Origin of the sequence: Enterobacter sp. Sphag1F, assembly GCF_014193275.1 — a bacterium.
Classification (GTDB): Bacteria; Pseudomonadota; Gammaproteobacteria; order Enterobacterales; family Enterobacteriaceae; genus Pantoea; species Pantoea symbiotica.
In genome coordinates, this window is sequence record NZ_JACHZD010000008.1 from 81,673 (window position 1) to 104,363 (window position 22,691).

General features: G+C 54.3%; 18 protein-coding genes. 9 read left to right on the plus strand and 9 right to left on the minus strand.

Annotated features, from left to right (window positions below):
• The first annotated feature begins 69 nt into the window (after nt 1–69).
• The 4 genes from FHW71_RS21405 to FHW71_RS21420 all read left to right on the plus strand — a co-directional run bounded on the left by FHW71_RS21405 (nt 70) and on the right by FHW71_RS21420 (nt 4,620).
• Nucleotides 70–969 (plus strand): LysR family transcriptional regulator, encoded by a 900-nt coding sequence (locus tag FHW71_RS21405; RefSeq protein ID WP_179452986.1) that lies wholly within the window; start codon nt 70–72, stop codon nt 967–969.
• A gap of 199 nt (nt 970–1,168) precedes the next feature.
• Nucleotides 1,169–2,617: an amidase gene (locus FHW71_RS21410; protein WP_179452987.1), complete on the plus strand. Its 1,449-nt coding sequence runs from the start codon at nt 1,169–1,171 to the stop codon at nt 2,615–2,617.
• Nucleotides 2,610–3,920 (plus strand): cytosine permease, encoded by a 1,311-nt coding sequence (locus FHW71_RS21415; RefSeq protein ID WP_179452988.1) that lies wholly within the window; start codon nt 2,610–2,612, stop codon nt 3,918–3,920. Before FHW71_RS21410 ends, FHW71_RS21415 begins: the two co-directional genes overlap by 8 nt.
• Nucleotides 3,913–4,620: an isochorismatase family cysteine hydrolase gene (locus FHW71_RS21420; protein ID WP_008106898.1), complete on the plus strand. Its 708-nt coding sequence runs from the start codon at nt 3,913–3,915 to the stop codon at nt 4,618–4,620. The genes FHW71_RS21415 and FHW71_RS21420 overlap by 8 nt, the downstream gene beginning before the upstream one ends.
• Here the strand turns inward: FHW71_RS21420 and FHW71_RS21425 are convergent.
• Nucleotides 4,617–5,519 (minus strand): alpha/beta hydrolase, encoded by a 903-nt coding sequence (locus FHW71_RS21425; RefSeq protein WP_179452989.1) that lies wholly within the window; start codon nt 5,517–5,519, stop codon nt 4,617–4,619. The genes FHW71_RS21420 and FHW71_RS21425 overlap by 4 nt on opposite strands.
• Nucleotides 5,520–5,806: 287 nt before the next feature.
• Between FHW71_RS21425 and vapB the strand changes: the two genes are divergently transcribed.
• Nucleotides 5,807–6,037 carry a type II toxin-antitoxin system VapB family antitoxin gene (vapB, locus tag FHW71_RS21430; protein WP_179452990.1) on the plus strand — a complete coding sequence of 77 codons (231 nt, stop codon included), beginning with the start codon at nt 5,807–5,809 and terminating at the stop codon, nt 6,035–6,037.
• Nucleotides 6,038–6,273: 236 nt separating this feature from the next.
• Here vapB and betA read toward each other — a convergent pair whose 3' ends face one another.
• The 3 genes from betA to betI are packed head-to-tail and all read right to left on the minus strand — an operon-like array spanning nt 6,274 to nt 10,061.
• Complete coding sequence (gene betA / locus FHW71_RS21435; protein ID WP_008106893.1) at nt 6,274–7,953, minus strand: choline dehydrogenase; 1,680 nt, start codon at nt 7,951–7,953, stop codon at nt 6,274–6,276.
• Between the two features lie 28 nt (nt 7,954–7,981).
• Entirely contained in the window at nt 7,982–9,454 is a 1,473-nt protein-coding gene (gene betB, locus FHW71_RS21440) for a betaine-aldehyde dehydrogenase (RefSeq protein WP_179452991.1), read from the minus strand.
• Nucleotides 9,455–9,467: 13 nt separating this feature from the next.
• Nucleotides 9,468–10,061, minus strand: a complete 594-nt coding sequence (betI, locus tag FHW71_RS21445; protein WP_008106889.1) for a transcriptional regulator BetI — start codon at nt 10,059–10,061, stop codon at nt 9,468–9,470.
• 256 nt (nt 10,062–10,317) lie between these two features.
• On the opposite strand from betI, the gene FHW71_RS21450 reads away from it, so the two are divergent.
• Nucleotides 10,318–12,348, plus strand: a complete 2,031-nt coding sequence (locus FHW71_RS21450; RefSeq protein ID WP_008106887.1) for a choline transporter — start codon at nt 10,318–10,320, stop codon at nt 12,346–12,348.
• Nucleotides 12,349–12,566: 218 nt separating this feature from the next.
• Nucleotides 12,567–13,541 carry a UV DNA damage repair endonuclease UvsE gene (gene uvsE / locus FHW71_RS21455; RefSeq protein ID WP_179452992.1) on the plus strand — a complete coding sequence of 325 codons (975 nt, stop codon included), beginning with the start codon at nt 12,567–12,569 and terminating at the stop codon, nt 13,539–13,541.
• Here uvsE and FHW71_RS21460 read toward each other — a convergent pair.
• Genes FHW71_RS21460 through FHW71_RS21470 form a run of 3 tightly spaced genes read right to left on the minus strand, consistent with a single transcriptional unit; the run spans nt 13,528 to nt 15,774 of the window.
• Nucleotides 13,528–14,001: an OmpA family protein gene (locus tag FHW71_RS21460; protein ID WP_179452993.1), complete on the minus strand. Its 474-nt coding sequence runs from the start codon at nt 13,999–14,001 to the stop codon at nt 13,528–13,530. The two genes, uvsE and FHW71_RS21460, sit on opposite strands and share 14 nt — an antisense overlap.
• Nucleotides 13,998–15,212, minus strand: coding sequence for a diguanylate cyclase (locus FHW71_RS21465; RefSeq protein WP_008106879.1), 1,215 nt, complete (start codon nt 15,210–15,212; stop codon nt 13,998–14,000). Before FHW71_RS21465 ends, FHW71_RS21460 begins: the two co-directional genes overlap by 4 nt.
• Before the next feature lies 1 nt (nt 15,213).
• Nucleotides 15,214–15,774 (minus strand): YfiR family protein, encoded by a 561-nt coding sequence (locus tag FHW71_RS21470; protein ID WP_179452994.1) that lies wholly within the window; start codon nt 15,772–15,774, stop codon nt 15,214–15,216.
• Between the two features lie 472 nt (nt 15,775–16,246).
• On the opposite strand from FHW71_RS21470, the gene FHW71_RS21475 reads away from it, so the two are divergent.
• Nucleotides 16,247–18,307, plus strand: a complete 2,061-nt coding sequence (locus FHW71_RS21475; RefSeq protein WP_179452995.1) for an FUSC family protein — start codon at nt 16,247–16,249, stop codon at nt 18,305–18,307.
• Between the two features lie 29 nt (nt 18,308–18,336).
• On the opposite strand, the gene FHW71_RS21480 is transcribed toward FHW71_RS21475, so the two are convergent.
• Together FHW71_RS21480 and ascF are read right to left on the minus strand one after the other, a co-directional pair.
• Entirely contained in the window at nt 18,337–19,773 is a 1,437-nt protein-coding gene (locus FHW71_RS21480) for a 6-phospho-beta-glucosidase (RefSeq protein ID WP_179452996.1), read from the minus strand.
• 11 nt (nt 19,774–19,784) lie between these two features.
• On the minus strand, nt 19,785–21,236 hold the full coding sequence (gene ascF / locus FHW71_RS21485; protein WP_179452997.1) for a PTS cellobiose/arbutin/salicin transporter subunit IIBC: 1,452 nt from the start codon (nt 21,234–21,236) through the stop codon (nt 19,785–19,787).
• A 251-nt stretch (nt 21,237–21,487) separates the two neighbouring features.
• On the opposite strand from ascF, the gene FHW71_RS21490 reads away from it, so the two are divergent.
• Nucleotides 21,488–22,507, plus strand: coding sequence for a LacI family DNA-binding transcriptional regulator (locus FHW71_RS21490; RefSeq protein ID WP_179452998.1), 1,020 nt, complete (start codon nt 21,488–21,490; stop codon nt 22,505–22,507).
• Nucleotides 22,508–22,691: the final 184 nt, after the last annotated feature.

The following is a 22,691-nucleotide window of genomic DNA, read 5'->3' on the forward strand; positions in this document are numbered from 1 at the left end:
CAGTGTTATCTATTATTTTTATTGCTGATATCCCACAATTTAGATGTCACTTATCAAAAAAATCATTAAATGAATAACAAACTCAACGCCATCAACACCTTCATTCGCGTGGCGCAAGCCGGATCGTTTTCGGCGGCGGCGCGCCTGTGCGGCATGAAACAGTCCGCCGTGAGCCAGCAAATCGCCGCGCTGGAGGATGAACTCGGCATCGTGTTGCTGCACCGCACTACGCGCGCCATGAAATTGACCGAGCAGGGCGAGCGTTATTTGCAGCAGATGCAGCCGCTGCTTGCTGCCATGCAGGAAGTGGAGAGCCAGTTGCGTCCGGCGCAGCAAGCGTTGCAAGGCAGCGTGCATATCCAGCTACCCAGCGGATTAGGCCAGCGCTTCCTGTCGCATTTGCTGGCGCTGCAAACAGCGAACCCTGAACTGCATCTGACCATAGCGCTCGACGATCGTGTGGCTGAACTGGTGAGTGAAGGCGTGGATATCGCGTTGCGCCTGAGTGAAACGCCGCCTGAGATGTTTCCAGCGCGATTACTGGCGCGTATTGAAACACCGCTGTTCGCTGCACCTGAACGGGTACATGCGACGCCGATTACCACGCTGGCAGAGTTGGCGGCGCATCCGCATGTCCGCTTCAGCGGCATCGATAAAGAGGCGCCGCTGCGCCTGATTTCCCATCAGGAAAGCGTGGCGCTAGCGGTAAATACCGTGTTTCGTGCCAACAGCAGCGAAGGATTGTTGCAGGCGCTGCAGGCGAATATTGGTGTCGGCGGCATGCAATTACCGCTGGTGCACGAAGCGTTGCAATCAGGAACGCTGGTGCGCATCTTGCCGCAATATCGTCTGCCAGACCGTTTTCTTTACGCGGTGTTTCCCGACGCGCGCTTTATCCCGCTACGCGTCAGACGCGTGGTTGAGGTGATCGAACAGGTTGTGGTGGATTTAATCCATGCGGCTGATTAAGCCGCTCTCCATCGTGGCGCACCGCTGCGCCATTTTCGTGCTTTTGGTCTTTACGCCTGCATTGTAAAGAAACATAAGTATTCGATCTTGTATCCAAGAGCGTATCCCATCTGGCCTGGCAGCCAGCACTCTTATTTTCGGCGTTTATTGGCACGCAAACTGCAACGTTTCCGATAAGTCATAAATCGGGAGTATTCGCATGTTTGATGCACTGTTGGATGAAGATGCCACCACGCTGGCGGCGCTAATCCGTAGCGGCGATGTTTCGGCGCAAGAAATGACGCAAGCCGCAATCGATCGCATGGAGCAGCGCGAGCCGCAGATTCAGGCGTTTTGTACCACTACACCACAGCTGGCACTGCAACAGGCGGCTGCCGTTGATGCGAAACGTGCGCGCGGCGAAACGCTGGGTGCGCTGGCTGGCGTGCCGCTGGCGGTAAAAGACCTGATTTGCACCGCCGGAGTGAAAACCACCTCGGGATCGCATGCCTACGCCGATTTTGTCCCGGAAGAAGATGACATCACGGTTGAACGCCTGCTGGCCGCTGATGCGGTGCTGCTGGGGAAAACCACCGCGCCGGAATTTGGTTACAGCGGCGTCGGGCATAATCCGCTGTTTCCATCACCGCGCAATCCGTGGGATCTCAGCAAAACGCCGGGCGGATCCAGCGCCGGTTCCGGTGCGGCACTGGCAGCGCGCCTGTGTCCGATTGCCTTAGGCAGCGACGGCGGCGGTTCGGTGCGCATTCCTGCTGCGCACTGCGGCGTGTTTGGCCTAAAAGCGTCAATGGGGCGCGTACCTTTGTGGCCGGGCTGTCGCGACGAGCGTTATCCCGGCGTTTCCAGCTGGGAATCGCTGGAGCATATCGGCCCGATGACACGTTCGGTGCGCGACAGCGCACTGATGATGTCGGTGATGGCGGGGCCGGATATGCGCGATCGCCACTCGATTCCATGCAGTGATGTGGATTGGCTGGGCTCGCTGAATAAGCCGCTGAGCGGTCTGCGCATCGCCTTCAGCGCGGATTTCGGTTACATCGCTGTCGATCCTGAAGTGCGTGACATTGTCACACAGGCCGCACGCCGTTTTGCCCGTGAACTTGGCGCCGAGCTGGATGAGGTCGATCCCGGCATCGCCGATGAAGGTGCCACTTTTGCCGCGCTGGTGGCCTTTGAGAGCGATCTTTCCGGCATGCGTCACATGCAGGCTGAACTCGGTTCACGTATGTCACCGCATCTCAGCGCCATGCTGCAACGCGACTGGCGCGCTGAAACCTTTACCGACGCCAACACCACGCGCAAAAAGCTGTGCAACCAGATGTGGCGCTTTATGCAGCACTACGATCTGTTGCTGTCGCCGACGCTGGCGGTGCCGCCGTTCCCGCTCAACATGCAGGGACCCGAGATCATCGATGGCCGCATGGTGCGTAGCGATCACTGGCTCTCATTCTGCTTCCCATTCAATTTTACCGGCCAACCGGCGGCGTCTGTTCCTGCGGGCTTTACCGCCAGCGGATTGCCGATTGGCATGCAAATCGTGGGTCGTCATCTGGACGATGGCCTGGTGCTGGCGGCGTCTGCCGCATTCGAGCGCATTCAACCCTGGAATCACATCAAACCTGTTTCAATCGGAGTTGCCCATGACTAACAAAAATTCACCGGCGTTAGAGCAGGAGTTCGAGCACGAACCGGTTCCGCTCAGCCATCGTCACTCGACCGGTTCGGTGTCGGCGGTGTGGTTTGGTTTCCCGATGATCCTCACCAATGCGCTGTTTGGCGGCATCATTACCTGGCATCTCGGTTTCTGGCCAGCGCTGATCGCCATCCTGCTGGGCAATCTGGTGCTGTTTGCCTATGTCGGCGCGCTGAGCTGGTTCGCCGGTAATACAGGTATGAACTTCGCGCTGCAGGCGAAACGCACCTTTGGTACCAAAGGCTACATTTTGGTTTCGGGCTTCCTTTCTACTGTGGTGATCGGCTGGTACGCCTTCCAGACCGGCTTAACTGGTACAGTGATCAATCAAACCTTTGGCTGGAACGCGCTGGCGGTGACGGCGTTTGCCATGGTGCTGTATACCGCGATCACTTTCCTCGGCGTGCGCGCTTTATCTGTGCTCGGCATGATCGCGGCACCGCTGTTCGTGGTGTTGGGATTGGTGGCGCTGTGGCTGATTGGGAAGGATCACGATTTCAGCACCATCACGCAGTTTACCGGCAGCAGCAGCGCGGTGGGCGCGATGAGCATGGGCACCGCAGTCACCATGGTGGTGGCCGGTTTTGCCGATTCCGGCACCATGACGGCAGATTTTACCCGCTGGTCAAAAGACGGTAAATCGGCGGTGATTGCGGCGTTCTCCGCGTTCCCGGTGGCGAACGTCATCTCTTATCTGTTTGGCGTGGTAATTGTGGCGGTGGGCGCGGCGGTCGATCCGGCGAGCAACGGCGGCAACTTCCTGCCAATGCTGATGGGCCACGGCATGCTGCTCTCGGTGATTGCCTTCCTGTTTGTCTTCATCAATCTCGGTTCGGTGTGTACGCACTGCCTGTATAACGGCGCGGTCGGCTTTAGCCATCTGTTCAGCAGCAAAATGCGCTTATGGACGGTAATCCTCGGTGTGATCGGCGGTGCGCTGGCGCTGGCTGGCGTGTGGTCCTATTTCCTCGAATGGCTGAGCTTGCTTGGCATCGTGGTGCCGCCGTTTGGCGCGGTGATGATTGTCGATTTGATCTTCATGGCCAAAATCAGCGAGCAGCGCAAATTGCGCCGCATGCGTGGCAGCGCCTTTGCCGCCTGGGCGATAGGCAGCTTGTGTGCGGTGATTGCGCATATCGCCTTCCCGCAGTTTGGTGAAGCGGTGATTGGCTTAGTCACTGCGGCTGCCAGCTATACGCTGATTGTGAAACTGAAACGTGAAAGTAAGGTAAATGTGATGGAGGAAAAAAATGCCTGATTACGCCATTGATTCAACCCCTTACTCGTGGCCGTATGACGGCCGATGCAGCCCGCAGGATACCGCGCTGATTGTTATCGATATGCAAACCGATTTCTGCGGCAAGGGCGGTTACGTTGATAGCATGGGCTACGACATTGCTTTAACGCGCGCGCCGATTAAGCCGCTGCAGCAGGTGCTGGCAACGATGCGCGAATTGGGCTTCCCGATCATCCATACACGCGAAGGGCATCGGCCGGATTTAAGTGATTTGCCTGCGAATAAGCGCTGGCGATCAAAGCGTATGCAGGCAGAAATAGGCGCGCCCGGCCCGTGCGGGCGCATTCTGGTGCGCGGTGAACCGGGCTGGGAGATTATCCCGGAACTGGCGCCGCTGCCGGGTGAAGTCATCATCGATAAACCGGGCAAAGGTTCGTTTTATGCCACCGATCTCGAACTGATTCTGCGCAGCCGTGGCATTCGGAATCTGATCATCAGCGGCATCACCACCGATGTCTGCGTTCATACCACGCTGCGCGAAGCCAACGATCGCGGCTTTGAGTGTTTAGTATTGTCAGACTGTTGCGCGGCGACCGAGCTGAAACACCACGAGGCGGCGCTCAGCATGATCCACATGCAAGGCGGGATTTTTGGTGCGGTGGCCAGTTCGCAGACCTTGCTGGCGGGGTTGGCCAGCAAACAAACGGCTGAAGTCGGTTAACTCTTTAGCCACCTTTCATAGTGTTCCGGCCACGCCATGGTTGGCGTGCCGGGCCTGCCCATACCAAATCCATGTCCGCCACTGCTGTAGCGATGCATCTCCACGGGCACATGCTGGCGCTTACAGGCGTCAGCCATAATCAGCGTGTTATGCGGATCGGAAATCGGATCATCCTCTGCCTGCACCAGAAAGAAGGGCGGCGATTGCGGATTAACAAACTCCTGCACCGACCATGCGGCATCTTCACTGGCGGGCGCATTTTTTCCAACCAGGATTTTGTGGGTTGAGGTGTGCGTGTAAGGCGGCTCCAGCGTGATGATGGGATAGATCAGCGCAGCGCGATCGGCCGTGGCGGGCAGATTATCCAGTGCATCGGTTGCCATATACGAGCGGAAATCCGCGCGCGTGACCGCCATACCAAGCAGATGCCCACCGGCGGAAAATCCCAGCACGCTGACATGTTTTTCACGCTGCCGCATTACGCGCAACGCGCGCTGTGCATCCTGCAGTGAAACCATCGCGCCATCTTTCCAGCCTTCATGCGGCAAACGATAACTCAGTACGTAAGCGGTATATCCGCGCGCCGTCAACCAGGCTGCGGCGGGCCAGGCTTCTTTGCCCATTTCAATGCGCGTATAACCTCCACCGGCGGCGATCAATACCGCTCGGCCATTGGGCGAGGGCGGCGTCATTACTGTGAGCGTCGGCTGCACGATATTACGCTGCGCGCCTTTGGCTGAAATTACCAGCTCGCCAGCAGGACCGCCGCCGCCCGGCGGTAAATCAGGCCACAACGGCAAAACCTGGGTTGTTACGATCGCTGGTGCAGCAAAGGTTAGCCCGCTGCGAAAGGCCAGCGTGGAAAGTGTCAGATACGATAAAAAGTGGCGGCGGTTCATGGCGAATCCTCATGAAATTAGAGGCTTATTGAAGCAGATAAATCAGTAGAGAAGATGAAGAGGGCGTTGCTTTGTATTACCAAATGCGACGAGGCGAGAATTAAGGTTTGTAGTTACAACATACTTAAATTGCTAACTTTAATTGCTTGGTTTGGCAACAGTGCGGTTATCGTTCTAACAATGAAAATGGGATTACCTGGAATCTATATCAATAAATCATTACTAATAGATAGTTACATACAAATCATGCACGTATAAAAGGTTGAAATTTTTAAGAGGACAAAATTATGCGTGTTGTCTCAATATTTAAATATGGCAATGAACGCGCTATCTGTCTGCCGCATGACATGGATTTGGATGGTATCAACGAACTCGAAATCACTCGTGAAGGGGATACATTATTGCTGCGTCCGGTAAAGCCGAGCTGGAAGAGCTTTGTGCATGAGGGAAAGGAAGAATTAGATTTCCTGAGCGAGAGAGAAGATGTATTTGATAAGAGACGATTTGAACTGTGGTGACAATCGAAATTTTAGGGTCAATTAGACGCGGTCAAACATGTAACCTGAGGAGTTAAACCCATTGACGTAGCTGCGCAATTTATTAATACCTAAGGAATAAGCTGCATCTGTATGCAGGTGCGCATGAATGCGCACCCTACGAAACCCTCGCCAAACATTTGTAGGGTCGCCATTAATGGCGACCGTTTTATGCTTAACAGATAGGCACCGTGACCAACGTCGCCCTTAAATCAATCTCACCCACGCATCGGTTCAGCGCGCACCGGTTTATCACCGGCAACAAAGTAATCCGCTTCGCTGCGCGGCAGCGGCTGGCGGCCACGAATGTTGTCTGCGATTTTCTCGCCGATCATGATGGTAGTGGCATTGAGGTTACCGGTGATGATCAACGGCATGATTGAGGCATCCACCACGCGCAGCGCTTCAACGCCGTGAACGCGGCCTTCACCATCAACCACGGACATCTCGTCAGTACCCATTTTACAGGTGCCGCACGGGTGATAAGCCGTTTCGCCGTGATTGCGCACAAACTCATCCAACTGCTCATCGGTCTGGCAATCCAGGCCTGGGCTGATCTCTTTGCCGCGATATTTATCCAGCGCCGGCTGGTTGATGATCTGGCGCGTGATACGAATCGCATCGCGGAATTCCTGCCAATCCTGTTCGTGTGACATGTAGTTGAACAGAATCGCCGGATGGCGGCGTGGATCGCGTGATTTCAGACGCACATGGCCGCGGCTCGGTGAGCGCATTGAACCAACGTGACACTGGAAACCGTGCGCTTCCACCGCATTCGAGCCGTTATAGTTAATCGCTACCGGCAGGAAGTGATACTGAATATTCGGCCAGCTGAACTCTTCACGGCTGCGAATAAAGCCGCCGCCTTCAAAGTGGTTGCTGGCGCCAACGCCGGTGCCGTTAAACAGCCACTCCGCACCGATTTTCGGTTGGTTCCACCACTTCAATGCAGGATAGAGCGAAACCGGCTCTTTGCACTCATATTGCAGGTACATTTCGAGGTGATCCTGCAAGTTCTCGCCCACGCCCGGCAAATCATGCACCAGCGGGATATCGAACTGTTTTAGCAGTTCAGCGGCACCGACACCGGAGCGCTGCAGAATCTGCGGCGAAGCAATGGCCCCGGCGCACAGCAGCACTTCACGGCGCGCATGCGCCTGATGCGAGGTGTTGCTGGAACCCAACAAATACTGCACGCCGACCGCGCGTTTGCCTTCAAACAGAATGCGGTCAGTGGTCGCATGGGTGACGATTTTCAGGTTCGGACGCGTTTTCGCGGTATCGAGATAGCCGCGCGCGGTGCTGGAGCGGCGACCTTTCGGCGTCACAAAGCGATCCATTGGCCCGAAGCCTTCCTGCTGATAACCGTTGAGATCGTCAGTGCGCGGATAACCCGCCTGCACGCCAGCTTCAATCATCGCGGCGAACAGCGGATTGTTACCTGGTTTACAGGTGGTGATGCTCACCGGACCTTCGCCGCCGTGATAATCATTGGCACCGATATCGCGCGTTTCAGATTTACGATAGTAGGGCAGGCAGTTCAGGTAGCTCCAGTTTTCCAGACCAGGTTCATTGGCCCAGTTATCGAGATCCATCGCGTTACCACGGATGTAGCACATGCCGTTGATCAGCGACGATCCGCCCAAACCTTTACCGCGTCCGCACTCCATGCGGCGATTGTTCATGTACGGCTCAGGTTCGGTTTCGTACGCCCAGTTGTAGCGTTTTCCCTGCAGTGGGAAAGCCAGCGCCGCAGGCATCTGCGTGCGGAAGTCGAAGCGGTAATCTGGGCCGCCCGCTTCTAAAAGCAGCACATTGACGCTGCTATCTTCGGTCAGTCTTGTTGCCAAAACGTTCCCTGCGGATCCGGCTCCGATAATGATGTAATCAAATTCCATTAGTCGTTCCTCAGGTTAAAAGCCAAAATTAAAATACGGACTGAAAACGGGTCATTTCGAGCTGCACAGATTTCACCTGCGTGTAGTTTTGCAGCGTCATCAGGCCATTTTCGCGGCCGACACCCGAATGTTTGTAACCGCCGACAGGCATCGCGGCGTCAGATTCGCCCCAGGTATTGATCCAGCAGATACCTGCTTCAATCTGGTGAATCACGCGGTGCGCGCGGTTGAGATCCTGGGTTACTACACCAGCCGCCAGGCCAAATTCGGTGGCGTTGGCGCGGCGAACCACTTCTTCTTCACTTTCATAAGTCAAAATCGACATCACCGGCCCGAAGATCTCTTCGCGCACAATGGTCATCTCATCACGGCAGTCGGTGAATACAGTCGGCTCTACCCATGCGCCGTTATCGAAAGCTGCGCCACTCAGGCGTTTACCGCCGCACAGCAGACGCGCCCCTTCGCTGATGCCGGATTCGATGAAGCGCATCACGTTGTCGCGATGTGCGAAGCTGACCAGCGGACCGAAGTTGGTATCAGGATGGTTGAGATCGCCCGCCTTAATTCGCGCCACGCGCTCGGCGATTTTCGCTTCAAACGCCGCTTGCAACGTAGCCGGGATAAACACGCGCGTGCCGTTGGTGCAAACCTGGCCCGAGCTGTAGAAGTTGGCCATCATGGCGATGTCAGCGGCGAGGTCGAGGTCGGCGTCATCAAAGATGATCAGCGGGGATTTACCGCCTAACTCCATGGTGACGTCTTTCAGCGTGGAACCGGCGGCATTGGCCATGACTTTCTTGCCGCTGGCAACACCGCCGGTGAAGGAGACTTTATCGATGCCCGGATGATCGGTGAGCAGCTGGCCGGTAACCGCGCCGCGACCGTTCAACACGTTGAACACACCATTCGGCACGCCCGCTTCGGTGTAAATTTCTGCCAGTTTCAGCGCGGTGAGCGGCGTGACTTCACTCGGTTTGAAGATCATCGCGTTACCGGCGGCCAGCGCAGGTGCGGATTTCCACAAGGCGATCTGAATCGGATAGTTCCACGCGCCGATACCGGCCACCACGCCGAGCGGTTCACGGCGGGTATACACGAAAGAGGTATCGCGCAGCGGGATTTGCTGGCCTTCCAGAGAAGGAATCAAGCCCGCGTAGTACTCCAGCACGTCGGCACCGGTCACGATATCCACGTATTGGGTTTCGCTCAGCGGTTTGCCGGTGTCGAGGGTTTCCAGCGCGGCCAATTCATCATTGCGCTCACGCAGAATATCGACCGCACGACGCAGAATGCGTGAACGTTCCATGGCGGTCATCGCCGCCCAGACTTTCTGGCCTTTCTTCGCTGCAGCAACGGCGCGATCAACGTCTTTGCGATCGGCTTCATGCACGTCGGCCAGCACTTCGCCGTTTGCCGGATTGATGGTCTGGAATGTGTTGCCCGCCGCAGCGGGAACCAATGCGCCATCAATATAAAGGTGTTGCTCGGTGAATCGGGACATGATTTCTCCTTCCTCAGTGATTCTGGTCAGCCAATTGCTGACGAATGAATTGGGTGGTGAGCTGTCTGGCGATAGCCAAATCGAACGGTTTGCCACTGAGCGCCGCGCGCAGCCACAGGCCATCAATCAGCGAGGCGAGGCCATGTGCCGCCAGGCGCGCCTTTTCGCGCGGAATAACGCGACGAAATTCGGCTGCCAGCGTGGAAAACAGACGACGGCTGCTTACGCGCTCTAAGCGGCCCAACTGTGGCTGATGCATGCTGCTGGCCCAGAAATCCAGCCAGGCTTTCATCGCGGCGCTGTGCACCTGCGAATCATCAAAGTTGCCTTCCACAATCGCCAGCAGGCGCGCTTCGGTGCTGGCGTCGGCCAGCGGTTTTAACCTTGCTGCTACCGCATCACGCAGCTGACGGGTTACGTCACGCATCGTGGCTTCCAGCAGACCGTTCTTGTCTTTGAAGTAGTGGCTGATGATGCCTGTCGATACACCAGCACGTCGCGCAATCTGCGCAATGGTGGCGTCGTTGATCCCGACTTCGTTAATGGTGCTCAGGGTCGCATCAATCAGTTGCCGACGACGTATCGGCTGCATTCCCACCTTTGGCATAACACTCCAGCTCCACCGCAATGTAAGGACACTATTAAAACTTTTTTTGATTGCACGTTCAATATAAAAAAGAAATTTGTTAGGATGCTGTGCTTGGATTGTTACAAAAACGAAGCGGTGAGTTGAAGGGATCTCAGCAGGTGCGCACTCACGCGCACCCCACGAAAACCGCACTTTCCCTCGTCGGGTCACCATTAATGGCGACCTGATTGAGCTTTTTTGGCACGTACTACAGGAAATTAACCAGAGGTAATCGATGATTAATCCACCTGCCAGTGAAAAAGACAGAATCAATCCTGTGGTGTTTTACACCTCAGCCGGACTGATTCTGACATTTTCACTTGTCACGATTTTTTACAGCGAACTCGCTGCCAGCTGGCTTCTGACCGCCGTTAATTGGGTCACTTCCACGTTTGGCTGGTACTACATGCTCGCTGCCACGCTGTACATCGTGTTCGTCATCTATATGGCGTGTTCTCGCTACGGCGCGATCAAGCTTGGGCCGGAGCAATCTAAACCCGAGTTCAGTTTGCTGAGCTGGTCGGCGATGCTGTTTGCCGCCGGTATCGGTATTGACCTGATGTTCTTCTCGGTTGCCGAACCGGTAACGCAATATATGCAGCCGCCAGAAGGTGCAGGGCAGACCATGGAAGCCGCGCGTCAGGCGATGGTGTGGACGCTGTTCCACTACGGCGTCACCGGCTGGTCGATGTACGCATTGATGGGCATCGCGCTCGGCTACTTCAGCTATCGCTACAACCTGCCGCTCACTATCCGTTCAGCGCTCTATCCCATTTTCGGCAAACGCATTAATGGCCCGATTGGTCACACGGTGGATATCGCTGCGGTGATCGGCACCATCTTTGGTATCGCCACCACCTTAGGGATTGGTGTGGTGCAGCTTAACTACGGCCTCAACGTGCTGTTCGATGTGCCGGAAGGCTTCACGGCCCAGGCCGCGCTGATTGTGCTGTCGGTGATCATCGCCACCATCTCAGTGACCTCCGGCGTGGATAAAGGCATCCGTATTCTTTCTGAATTGAATGTCGCGCTGGCGCTGGGCTTGATTCTGTTCGTGCTGTTTATGGGCAAAACCGATTTCCTGCTCAACGCGCTGGTGCTGAACGTCGGTGACTACGTCAATCGCTTTATGGGTATGACGCTGAACACCTTTGCCTTCGATCAGCCACGCGAGTGGATGAATAGCTGGACGCTGTTCTTCTGGGCGTGGTGGGTTGCCTGGTCGCCATTCGTCGGCTTGTTCCTTGCACGTATCTCGCGCGGGCGTACCATTCGTGAGTTCGTGTTGGGTACGCTGATTATCCCGTTCACCTTTACGTTGCTGTGGCTGTCGGTGTTTGGTAACGCGGCGCTGTATGAAATCATTCATGGCGATGCCGGTTTTGCCCAGGAAGTGATGGCGCATGCTGAACGCGGCTTCTACAGCCTGCTGGCTCAGTATCCGGCGTTTAAGTTCAGTGCTTCGGTGGCCACCATCACCGGCATGCTGTTCTACGTGACGTCGGCGGATTCCGGTTCGCTGGTGCTGGGTAACTTCACCTCGAAGCTCAAAGACATCAACAGCGATGCACCAAACTGGCTGCGTATCTTCTGGTCGATTGCGATTGGTGTGCTGACGATGGGTATGCTGATGACCAACGGTATTTCTGCGCTGCAGAATGCCACGGTGATCATGGGCTTACCGTTTAGCTTTGTGATCTTCTTTGTGATGGCCGGACTGTATAAATCGCTAAAGGTGGAAGATCATCGCCGTGCCAGCGCCAGCCGCGACACTGCGCCGTACATTCCGGCCAGTAACGATCGCCTGAGCTGGAAAAAACGCCTGTCGCGTCTGATGAACTATCCGGGCACGCGCTACACGCAGAAGATGATGGAAGAAGTGCTGTTCCCGGCGATGCAGGATGTGGCGAAAGAGCTGGAACTGCGCGGTGGACGTATCTCGCTGGAGCGTGCCGAGCCAGAAGAGGGGCAGCCGCTGGGGCACCTTGATCTGCGTGTATTGCTGGGCGAAGAGCAGGATTTCGTGTATCAAATCTGGCCGCAGCAGTATTCGGTTCCGGGCTTTACCTATCGTGCACGCAGCGGTAAGTCGACCTATTACCGTCTGGAAACCTTCCTGCTGGAAGGCAGCCAGGGCAACGATTTGATGGACTACAACAAAGAGCAGGTGATTATCGATATACTCGATCAGTACGAACGTCACCTGAACTTTATCCATCTGCATCGCGAAGCACCGGGCAGCAATATGACGTTCCCGGACGTGTGATTTATCCAGGTCGCCATAAATGGCGACCCTACAAAATACTGCTCATGTCACCTTGCGGTCGCCATAAATGGTGACCCTACAAAACCACTTATCTCACCGTAGGGTCGCCATTCATGGCGACCTTCTCATATCGCTCGTAAATGCTTCATTCCTGGCTTTGGCCCGTGCACATTCTCCAATCACAGCTACACTATCAGGCTGATTAAATGGGGGATGAAATGAAATTAGGCTTTGCTTGTAAGTATCTGGATCAACAGGCTAAACAGCCGTATCCCTTCAAAAGCACCACCCGCACGCGCTTTCTCGGCCTTGACGATGATTCACGTATCACACTGCTGAACCAGCTGGCGCAAAACAATCTGCACAATCTCCTTCTGACGCTCGAACAGCTTGCCACTCAGCCGAACGCGCTGCGCATGATGCGCATCGGCAGCGATCTGTTGCCACTCTATACGGTGCCGGAAGCCATGCAGCTATACGGCGAATTATTGCCCGATCTCACGCCGTTATTTCGTCGTTGTGGCGAGCTGGCGCGTGCCAATAATATCCGCCTGTCATTCCATCCCGGCCAATATACGGTGCTGGCATCCGATAACGATGGTGTGGTCGATCGTGCAATTGAAGACGTGGAGTATCACACCACCTGCGCGGTATTAATGGGTTATGGCCGCCAGTTTCAGGATTTCAAAATCAATATCCATATGAACGGTAAAAAGGGTTTCGAGGGATTTCGCGCTGCATTTCTGCGGCTGAGTCCTGAAGCGCGCAATATGCTAACGGTGGAGAATGATGAAATATCCTGTTCACTGGACGATGTGTTGCAGGCGCGTGAGCTGTGTCCGGTGGTGTTGGATATTCACCATCATTGGGTGAAAGAGAATCACTATATTCAGGCAGACGATACGCGCATCGCGCTAATCAAAGAATCGTGGCGCGGAGTAAGGCCAGTTTTGCACTATTCAATTGCGCAGGAAGGTCTGATTCCCGATTACGGTTTTCCGGACCAGCAGGATTTGGCGGTATCGAAAAGCAAACTTCGCGCCCATGCCGATTATTACTTTAATCAAAGCTTAAATGATTGGGCGCTGTCGTTTAACGCCTTCGATATTATGTGCGAAGTGAAGATGAAGAATTTAGCGCGCGACCGCCTTTATGATTATGCGATTGCGCGCCAGATTATCACGGCGCCGTAATCACAATCGCCACGCGGCGATTTTGTGCGCGGTCCTGCGCGTTGTTATTGCTGGCAATCGGTGCGCTCATGCCTAATCCGCGCGTAATAATATTTTCGCGCGGAATCGCGGCGCCTGTTGCCCATTGTGTTGCGACGGCGTTGGCTCTTTTCAATGAGAGTTGCTGGTTGTAATCCGCTTTGCCGTAATTATCGGTATGACCATCGATACGCACATGGTTAATACCGGTCGCCGCCAGATTTTTCGCCATCGACTGAATATTCTCTTTGCTGGCGGGAGTGAGTTGCGCTTCATTGACGCCAAACAGGATTTTGTCCGACAAGCCTAATCCCCAGCCTTCAGTATTTTGGCTGAATCCGGCATTGCGCATTGCCGCAATCTGTTCGTCACTGAAACGTCCCTTTGTCTGGCAACCGACCAGCGCTAACACACACACCATCAGGAAAATTTTCATCTTCATATCCGCACCTTACTCATTCCCTTGTTTTTGTACATGTTCATATCTGCGCGTTCCAGAATCGACTCAACGGTATCACCGTGCTGCGACCAGGCGTAACCAATGGTCACCGAAGTAGAAATCGGTGTGCCTTCCGCAATAATGATTTTCTGGCTGATCGATTCGCTAATATCCTGCATCAACAACTGCAGTTGTGCGTCGCTGGCGCGGCTGCTTATCAGCATGGCAAACTCATCGCCGCCTAATCGGGCGACCAGATCCTGCTTATAAGCCAATGTCGAAAGCCGTGAACCAATGGCTTTCAGCACCTCATCACCGGCCGCATGGCCCCAATTATCGTTGATGCTTTTAAAGCGATCGCCATCGAGAAACAGCAAAACGAAGCGCTCTTTCGCCAATTGCTGATCGAGCAACTGTGTTAAGCGCGCCACAAAGGCGGCGCGATTGGCGAGGCCGGTTAAAGGATCTTCCAGCGCTTTAGCCGCCAGCGTGCGGTTATCGCGCATCAGAGAAGCCTGCAGCGTCTGCATCTCGGTCAGCAACGAGTTGAGGTCATTTGAAAACAGCTGAAACTCGCGCGTTGGACTCTCCGGAATACGTAAGGAAAAATCACCGGAATGGATCACATAGTGAATCGAGCTGGTGATGTTGCGCAGCGAGGCGAGAATGCCGCGATGGAGAAACTCACTCAGCAGGAATGAAATGATTAATACACATAGCATGCCGCTGGTCAGAATCATCAGCGAATAACGAATGAAATCAGCCGCGCCGGTCACCGTACCTTCCAGCGTCAGCGTACCGACATTGGTTTCAGAGTGGATAATATTAACGCTAAACGGTTTGAGATAAATCCACTCACGTAATAAACGCGGATACCAGCCGGTTTGTTCCTGTTGATCATGCCAGTCCACTAAAACGGTTTGATCGTCAGTCACTAATTTCGCCGAATCAAACATACCTTCATTGCCGAGACGCGCGATTTTATTATGCGCGTCGTAGCTGTCTTCAAAAACCGTGGCGGCGGTCAGCGTGGTACTGAGCGTGGCGGCAATTAATTCGAGGTTTCTTTTCTCATAGCTTTTAATAAACAGCAGGGAAGTTGACGAGAGCAACAGCCAGCACAGCAATAAAATAACCGCCGAATTAATGGTGCTGATCTTGCGTAACTTGTTGCGAATCGATGATTTATCGTTGATTGAATTTTCTAATTTCATCTTATTTGCTTCCATTGCGGGACAGCAACAGCACGTCCGGACTCACCTTGACGCCACTCCTGGCAAGCGAATCAAGGTTGACTGAGAACAGCGTGTGATCTGATTTAAAAATCAGGCAGAAAGCCGCCCCGACGGTACATTCCGCATTGTTCTCTGCAAGGGTTAATACCGCTTTACCCTTGAAGTGATTTAACAGTTCTAACTGTTGTTCTGGTGTCTGATCGCCAAAATAGACCGCATCGCACTGTTGCGTCGTTAGTTCGCTCTCGCTGGCAAGATAAACCACGCTGAACGGTACCGCTGAGGGCACTTTATTTTGTGGCAGCGAAAGATGCTGTGCAGAAGAAAATACGCAAAGCTGAGGCGCGCGGGTTAATCCCGGCCAATGGGTAAAACTAATAATGCCGCTGACAATGCGATTAGCTTTATCGTCTTTTATTTCAGCGATTGCTGAGCGAGAAATAAACAGCAGCAGAAAAAGGGCCATAATGACGATTTTGCAAATGTGGAGCAGGGAAAGCAGCACGTCGGCTTCCCGATGAATTTGATGTTTACGTAACATACTGCGTTCCCGAAAGTTCTTCGCATTATTCAGCGCGCAAATATTACCATCGCTGCGGTTAAAAAAGTACACATGTCCCCCGTAGGGTCGCCATTCATGGCGACCTTGCATGCATAAATGCACACCCTGAGAAAATCCCAGTGATATTAGTACCTGTCGATGCGCGAAATTATTTTATGGATAAACGGCCAAAAAGGGCGCATTTCGCGAAAATGTGATCCAGCACACATTTATCGACCTGATAACTAATGTGCGTTAAAGCGGCTCAAAACGCTGATGATGAGTAAATTAGCAACAAAAGCGCATCTTTACCGTGCGTTTCCATTAGCAGAACTTACACTTCCCAGCCACGTACAAACCGCGCGATGAACATGGTTTTCGATTACGAAACAATTCGACATATTTATCGAGGTGAGGCTTTTTCACATTCTGGCAGGATACGCAACATTCAGTACATCCTGGTCACCGTGTCATGCAGTGGTTTTCAAAAAACGCCGTTTTTTTTGCTGTAAAAACCTGTCTGGCCGCCTTTCTGGCACTCTATTTCGCACTCGAATTGAACCTGGATAAACCGGCCTGGGCGGTGACCACGGTATTGCTCGCGTCGCAGCTCTATTCCGCCTCAACCATTTCCAAATCGGTGTTCCGCTTGCTGGGCACCTTATTAGGTGGCGTGTTCGTTTTCTTTATTTTTCCGCCAACCGTGCAGCATCCGCTGCTGTTCTGTTTCTGCATTTCGCTGTGGGTCAGCGTTTGCCTTTATCTGTCGCTGCACGACCGCACGCCGAAAAGTTACGTGTTTATGCTGGCCGGTTACAGCGCGGCGATCATGGGTTTTCCGGAAGTCACCACGCCACTGTCTATCACCAGCACGGTGATTTCACGTATTGAAGAGATTACGCTCGGCATCGTCTGCAGCAGCCTGGTGCACGCGCTGCTGTTTCCAGTGTCGATGCGCAGCCTGCTGGAGCAGAGCGTCAGCCACTGGTATCTCAACGCGCGCAAACTGTGCAGCGATCTGCTTTCTGGTATTCCCAGCGACAGTTCGCCCGAGCGTGACGACATTCTGATCCGCATGGCGACCCATCCGCAGCAGGTAGAAGTGCTGATCACTCATTGCGTCTATGAAGGTGATGCCGCGCGGCGACTGATTCGCCTGGTCAGCGTGCAGTATCAACATCTTTCCTATTTGATCCCAACGTTAACGGCTATCGAGATGCGCCTGCAGCGGCTCTCGACACTGCAAATCGCTTTTCCGGAAAACGTGGCGCAGACCTTTCAGCTGTTTCTGCAGTGGCTCAACGACGGTGAAGCGGTAGGGGAAACCAGCGGCATTCAACAGACGTTGAGTGATTGCCAGGCTGAAATTAATCTCGCCTGGCAAAATGGCGAATTGCCCACCGAAAACTGGCTGCTGTTTACCGGATTAATGGAGCGGCTGGCGGATTTCGTGCGCATTGCGGGTGCCTATCAAAGCGTCGGCGGATTGGTGAGCGATCTCTCGGGCGACACCACACTGGCGCGCGGCAAACGCACGCACCGCTTTTTCGATAAAGGATTAATCCGGCTGTCGGCATTAACCGCGTTCTGTGCCACCTTTGGTTCCTGCTTGTTGTGGATGGGAACGGGTTGGCGTGATGGCGCATCGGCGCCGGTGATGGCGGCAATCCTCTGCTCATTGCTTGCCAGCCAGGATACGCCGCTGACGTCGATGAAGCTGTTTGTGCGTGGCGTGATCGTGGCGATCATTATCAGCGTGATTTACGTGGCGCTTTTGATCCCGCAAGCCACCTCGTTTGAAGCCCTGATGATTTGCCTCGCGCCCGGCCTGATGCTGCTGGCGCTGATGATTGCGCGTCCCTCCACCAACATGATTGGCCTGAGCGTGGCGATTCAGATCCCCGGCTTTATTGGCCTTGGCCACCATTTAAAACCCGATCTGGTGCTGCTGATCAACAACGCGATTGCAACCATGGCGGGCGTGATGTTTGCGGTAATCATCACCGCCATCATGCGCAACAAACGACCTTCATGGACCGCGCGCCGCGCCGTGCGGCAAGGTCTACGCGAGCTGCTGCGCTTTATTAAAGAGACCGAGCGCAATGGTTCGTCACTGCTGGGACGTCAACGTTTTATCAGCCTGATGCTGGATAAAGTGAACGTGGTGCTGCCGCGTTTACGCCTCGATCCGCATCCCGATATGCGTTCGGCTGGCATGTTGCTCAAGGAAGTGTGGCTGGGCGTTAACAGCTTTGACTATTACGCGCGCCACAAGGAGTTGCTGCAGCAATATCAGCTGGATAGCGGTCAGATGTTTCATGAGCTGGCGCTGTTTCTCAAGCGCCGCCTGAAGTCGCTGCAAACGCCGCCACATGCGGATTTGCAGGAGGAGCTGGATTTGCTGCTGCTGAAGCTGGAACAACTGGCGAAACGCGACGAAAGGGTGCTAACGCCGCTGTTCCATCTGTTCAGTATTCGGCTCTATCTGTTCCCGCAACAAGCGTGGCCAACCGCAACGCCGCGCCGCACTTAGTAGGGTCGCCATTCATGGCGACCACCTATTTAAATCGCGTCCAGATTCCGCCCGTTGCTGGCGATCACTTGCTTGTACCACCAGAACGATTTCTTGCGGATGCGTTCAAGGCTGCCGTTGCCTTTATCATCACGATCGACATAAACAAATCCGTAGCGCTTACTCATCTCGCCAGTCGATGCCGCCACCAAATCAATGCAGCCCCACGTGGTATAACCGATCAGCGGAATACCATCGGCAATCGCTTCGCCCATCGCCTGAATATGCTCTTTCAGATAGCTGATACGGTAATCATCGTGAATCTCGCCGTCGGCGTTGATTTCATCGTGCGCGCCGAGCCCGTTTTCCACCAGGAACAGCGGTTTTTGGTAGCGGTCATACATCATGTTCATGGTGATGCGCAGGCCGAGCGGATCGATGCCCCAGCCCCAATCGCTGCGTTTGACATGCGGATTGGTCAGCGATTTCACCACGTTGGCGGCGCTGCTGTTTTGCTCGTTCATCTCTGCCGAGGCGCAGCGTGAAGCGTAATAGCTGAAGGAGACGAAATCGACGGTGTGACGTAGCGTGGCGGCATCTTCCGCTTCCATCGCAATCTCTACGCCTTTCTCGCGGAACACCCGCGCGGCATAGGAAGGATAAGCGCCGCGCGCCTGCACATCGATAAAGAACAGGTTTTCGCGATCCTTCTCCAGCGCCGCCCACACGTCTTCCGGCTTGCACGACCACGGATAAAAGTTGCCGCCCGCCAGCATGCAGCCAACCTGGTTTTCCGGGTTGATTTCATGGGCGATTTTAGTCACCAGCGCGCTTGCCACCAGCTCATGATGCGCCGCCTGATACTTCACTTGCTCCGGGTTTTCGCCCGGTTCGAACACCAAACCTGCGCCGGAAAACGGGCTGTGCAGTAGGATATTGATCTCGTTAAAGGTCAGCCAATACTTCACCAGACCGTTGAATTCTTCAAAGCAGGTACGCGCGTAGCGGCTGAAAAATTCGATCATTTTGCGATTGCGCCACGAACCGTATTCGGTCACCAGATGCATCGGCACATCGAAGTGGCACAGCGTCACCAGCGGCGTGATGCCATATTTCTGGCACTCTTCAAACAGGCTGCGATAGAAGGCGATGCCTTCTGCGTTGGGCGTCAATTCATCGCCCCGCGGATAAATACGGCTCCAGGCAATCGAGGTGCGGAACACGGTGAAGCCCATTTCCGCCATCAGCGCGATATCGTCTTTGTAGCGACGGTAGAAATCGATGGCGTCATGGCTTGGGTAATATTCATCGCTGCGCAGTGCGAAGCGCTTCTCCTGACCCAGCTTTACCGGCATGCGATGCGCGCCGTGCGGGATCATATCCACCGTAGTTAAGCCTTTACCGCCCGCCAGATAGCTCCCCTCTGACTGATTGGCAGCTAACGCGCCGCCCCACAAAAATCCCTCTGGAAATGTCACTTCAGACATAAAAACCTCTTTTACACCTTGGATAAATTAACGTTGCCGGGTTTGGCCTCATCCGTTACCGGCTTAGCCTGCACGGGCTCGGTGACCGGAATATCTTCAAAGCCGAGAATCAACGTAAGAATGAAGGAGAGCACCACCGACAGCACCATCACGCCGCCGACCCACACGATGCTCATCGGATTGGTGGGATCGAAAAACTGCACGCTGGTGAACAGGCCGGGCGAGGCCATCGAATGGCTGGCGAGTCCGCCAATCCCGGCCACCGCGCCGCAAATAAAGCCACTGATCAGGCTGGCGATCAGCGGGCGTTTCAACCTAACCGCTACGCCGTACAGCGCCGGTTCAGAGATGCCCGCGACAATCGCCGATGCCGCCGCGGCAAACGCGGTTTGACGCAGTTCAGGGTTCTTGGTTTTGAACGCCACCGCCAGCGAGGAACCGCCCAGCGACAGATTGGCGCCGATTTCTGACGGCATCACCATGCCTTCTTTACCGGTTTCAGCAATGGTTTGAATGATGGTTGGGGTAAACACGCGATGCATGCCGGTCATCACAAGCAGCGGCCACAGCGCGCCCATGATCGCCACCGACAACCAGCCAAGATAGCCGTGAATGGTGTAAACCAGCGCTGAAATACCACTACCGATCCAGATGCCGAGCGGACCGATCAGCACAATGGCGATCGGCGCAGCCACCAGCACAATCAGCATCGGCTTAAGGAAGTTCTTGGTAACCGCCGGCGTGATGCGATCGATCCAGTATTCGATGTGCGACAGGATCCACGTCATCACTAACGCCGGAATCACCGTGTAGGTGTATTTCACCGCCGTCACTGGAATGTAGGCAAATTCCACCGCCTGGCCTTGCGCCGCTTTCGCCATCAAATCGACAAAGTTGGGATGCACCAGCACGCCCGCGATAGCAATCGCCAGCGACATGTTGGTTTTGAATTTCAGCGCCGCTGAAGCGGCCACCATAATCGGCAGGAAGAAGAACGCGCCGTCACCGATCACGTTGAGGATGATCAGTGTGGAAGAGCCTTTCTCCAGCACGCCGCTCATCTCCAGCACCATCGCCAGCAGTTTCACCATCGAGCCACCAATGATCGCCGGGATCAGCGGCGACATGGTGCCCACCAGCGCATCCAGAATCCCGGCACCGATGCTGCGCAGGGTGATTTTGCGTTTCACTGGCGGCGCGCCGTCGCTGTCTGGTGTGCCGAGTTTCAGGACTTCCTGATAGGCGAGGTTTACGTTGTTACCAATGATCACCTGACATTGCGTATCGGTATGCACCACGCCCATCACGCCGGTAATGGCTTTCAGCACGGCGTTATCAATGTGCGCGCTGTCTTTGACCACGAAACGCAGGCGCGTCATGCAGTGCGTCACCGCTTCGATATTGTTCAGGCCGCCGAGCGCAGCCACGATGGCGCGCGAGACGTCCGCATAATTTTTAGCCATGGATTTTTGATCTCTGATTATTTGGTAGAGGTACAGCGGTTTTCTGCGTGATTTTTAATCATGAGAAACCGGTTTCACAAAATCATGAAGATGTGATGTAAACCAGGCAAGAAATTTAAAAATTCAATGATTGAAAGTGTGAAGTTGATCGGCGTGAGTGAAAGGGCGCTCATAAGGCGATGGCAGAAAAATTGCCGTACATTTCGTCGCTTAGGTACACTGATGCGATGAGCATGGAAAAAGAGTGAAACATGGCGACCATAATTGAGGTGGCAAAAGTAGCCGGCGTATCAAAAGCAACCGTTTCGCGCGTGTTGTCTGGCAATGGTTATGTCAGCCAGGAAAAACGCGAGAAGGTGTATCAGGCGATTGCCGCCACCGATTTCCGCCCTAACTTGCTGGCGCGCAACCTGGCGACCAAATCCAGCCAGACGATTGGGCTGGTGATCACCAACACCCTGTATACCGGCAGCTACTTCACCGAGTTGATGCAGCACTCCGCGCGCCTGATGGAACAGCAGGGCCGTCAGCTGCTGCTGGTGGATGGTAAACACAGCGCCGAAGAGGAGCGCGCGGCCATTCAGTTCCTGCTCGATTTGCGTTGCGATGGCGTGATCATCTATCCGCGTTTTCTCAGCACCGATGAAATGGACAGCATCATCGCGCAGCACAAACACCCGATATTGGTGATTAACCGCCGTCTGCGGCAGCACGACAGTTACTGCATCTACTCCGATCAGCAGCACAGCAGTAGCGCTGCGGTGGAGCAGCTGATTGCGCTAGGTCATCGCGATATTGCCTTTATCACCGGTTCGCTGGATTCGCCGACCGGGCGCGAACGTTTGGCGGGCTACCAGGCAGCGCTGACCAAACATGGCATTCCAATTAATGATGCGCTGGTGGTCGAAGGAAAATGGCAGGCGCAAAACGGCATGACAGCGGTGGAACAGTTGCTGAAGCAGGGCAGGAATTTCACGGCGCTGGTGGCCAGCAACGATGATATGGCGGTAGGCGCGTTAAAAGCGCTGGCGGCAGCGCAGATTGCGGTGCCTGCTCAAGTGGCGGTGATTGGGTTCGATGATATCCCGTTGGCGCCGTTTACCATTCCAGCATTATCCAGTGTGAAAATGCCGGTCACCGAGATGATTCAGGAAACCATTGAACGCCTGATTTCTATGCTCGATGGCGGCGAAATGCGCAATGACAAAACCTTTACCGGTGAATTAATTGTGCGTGAATCTGTCGGGCCGGGACCGCATTACAATCTGTAATGGAAAGTTTTGGTTTCTGATTCCATTAATTTAGTTACTGATATTTGATGGGAATCTTTTTATTTCTCCATTAATGAGTGGCTTTGTTTTTTTAAAGAGACTCTTATTTTAATCTGCGTTAATCAGAATTAGCCTGATTGATTGTAAAACTCTGTCAGTGCTAATTTGACTTTACTCTTCCAGT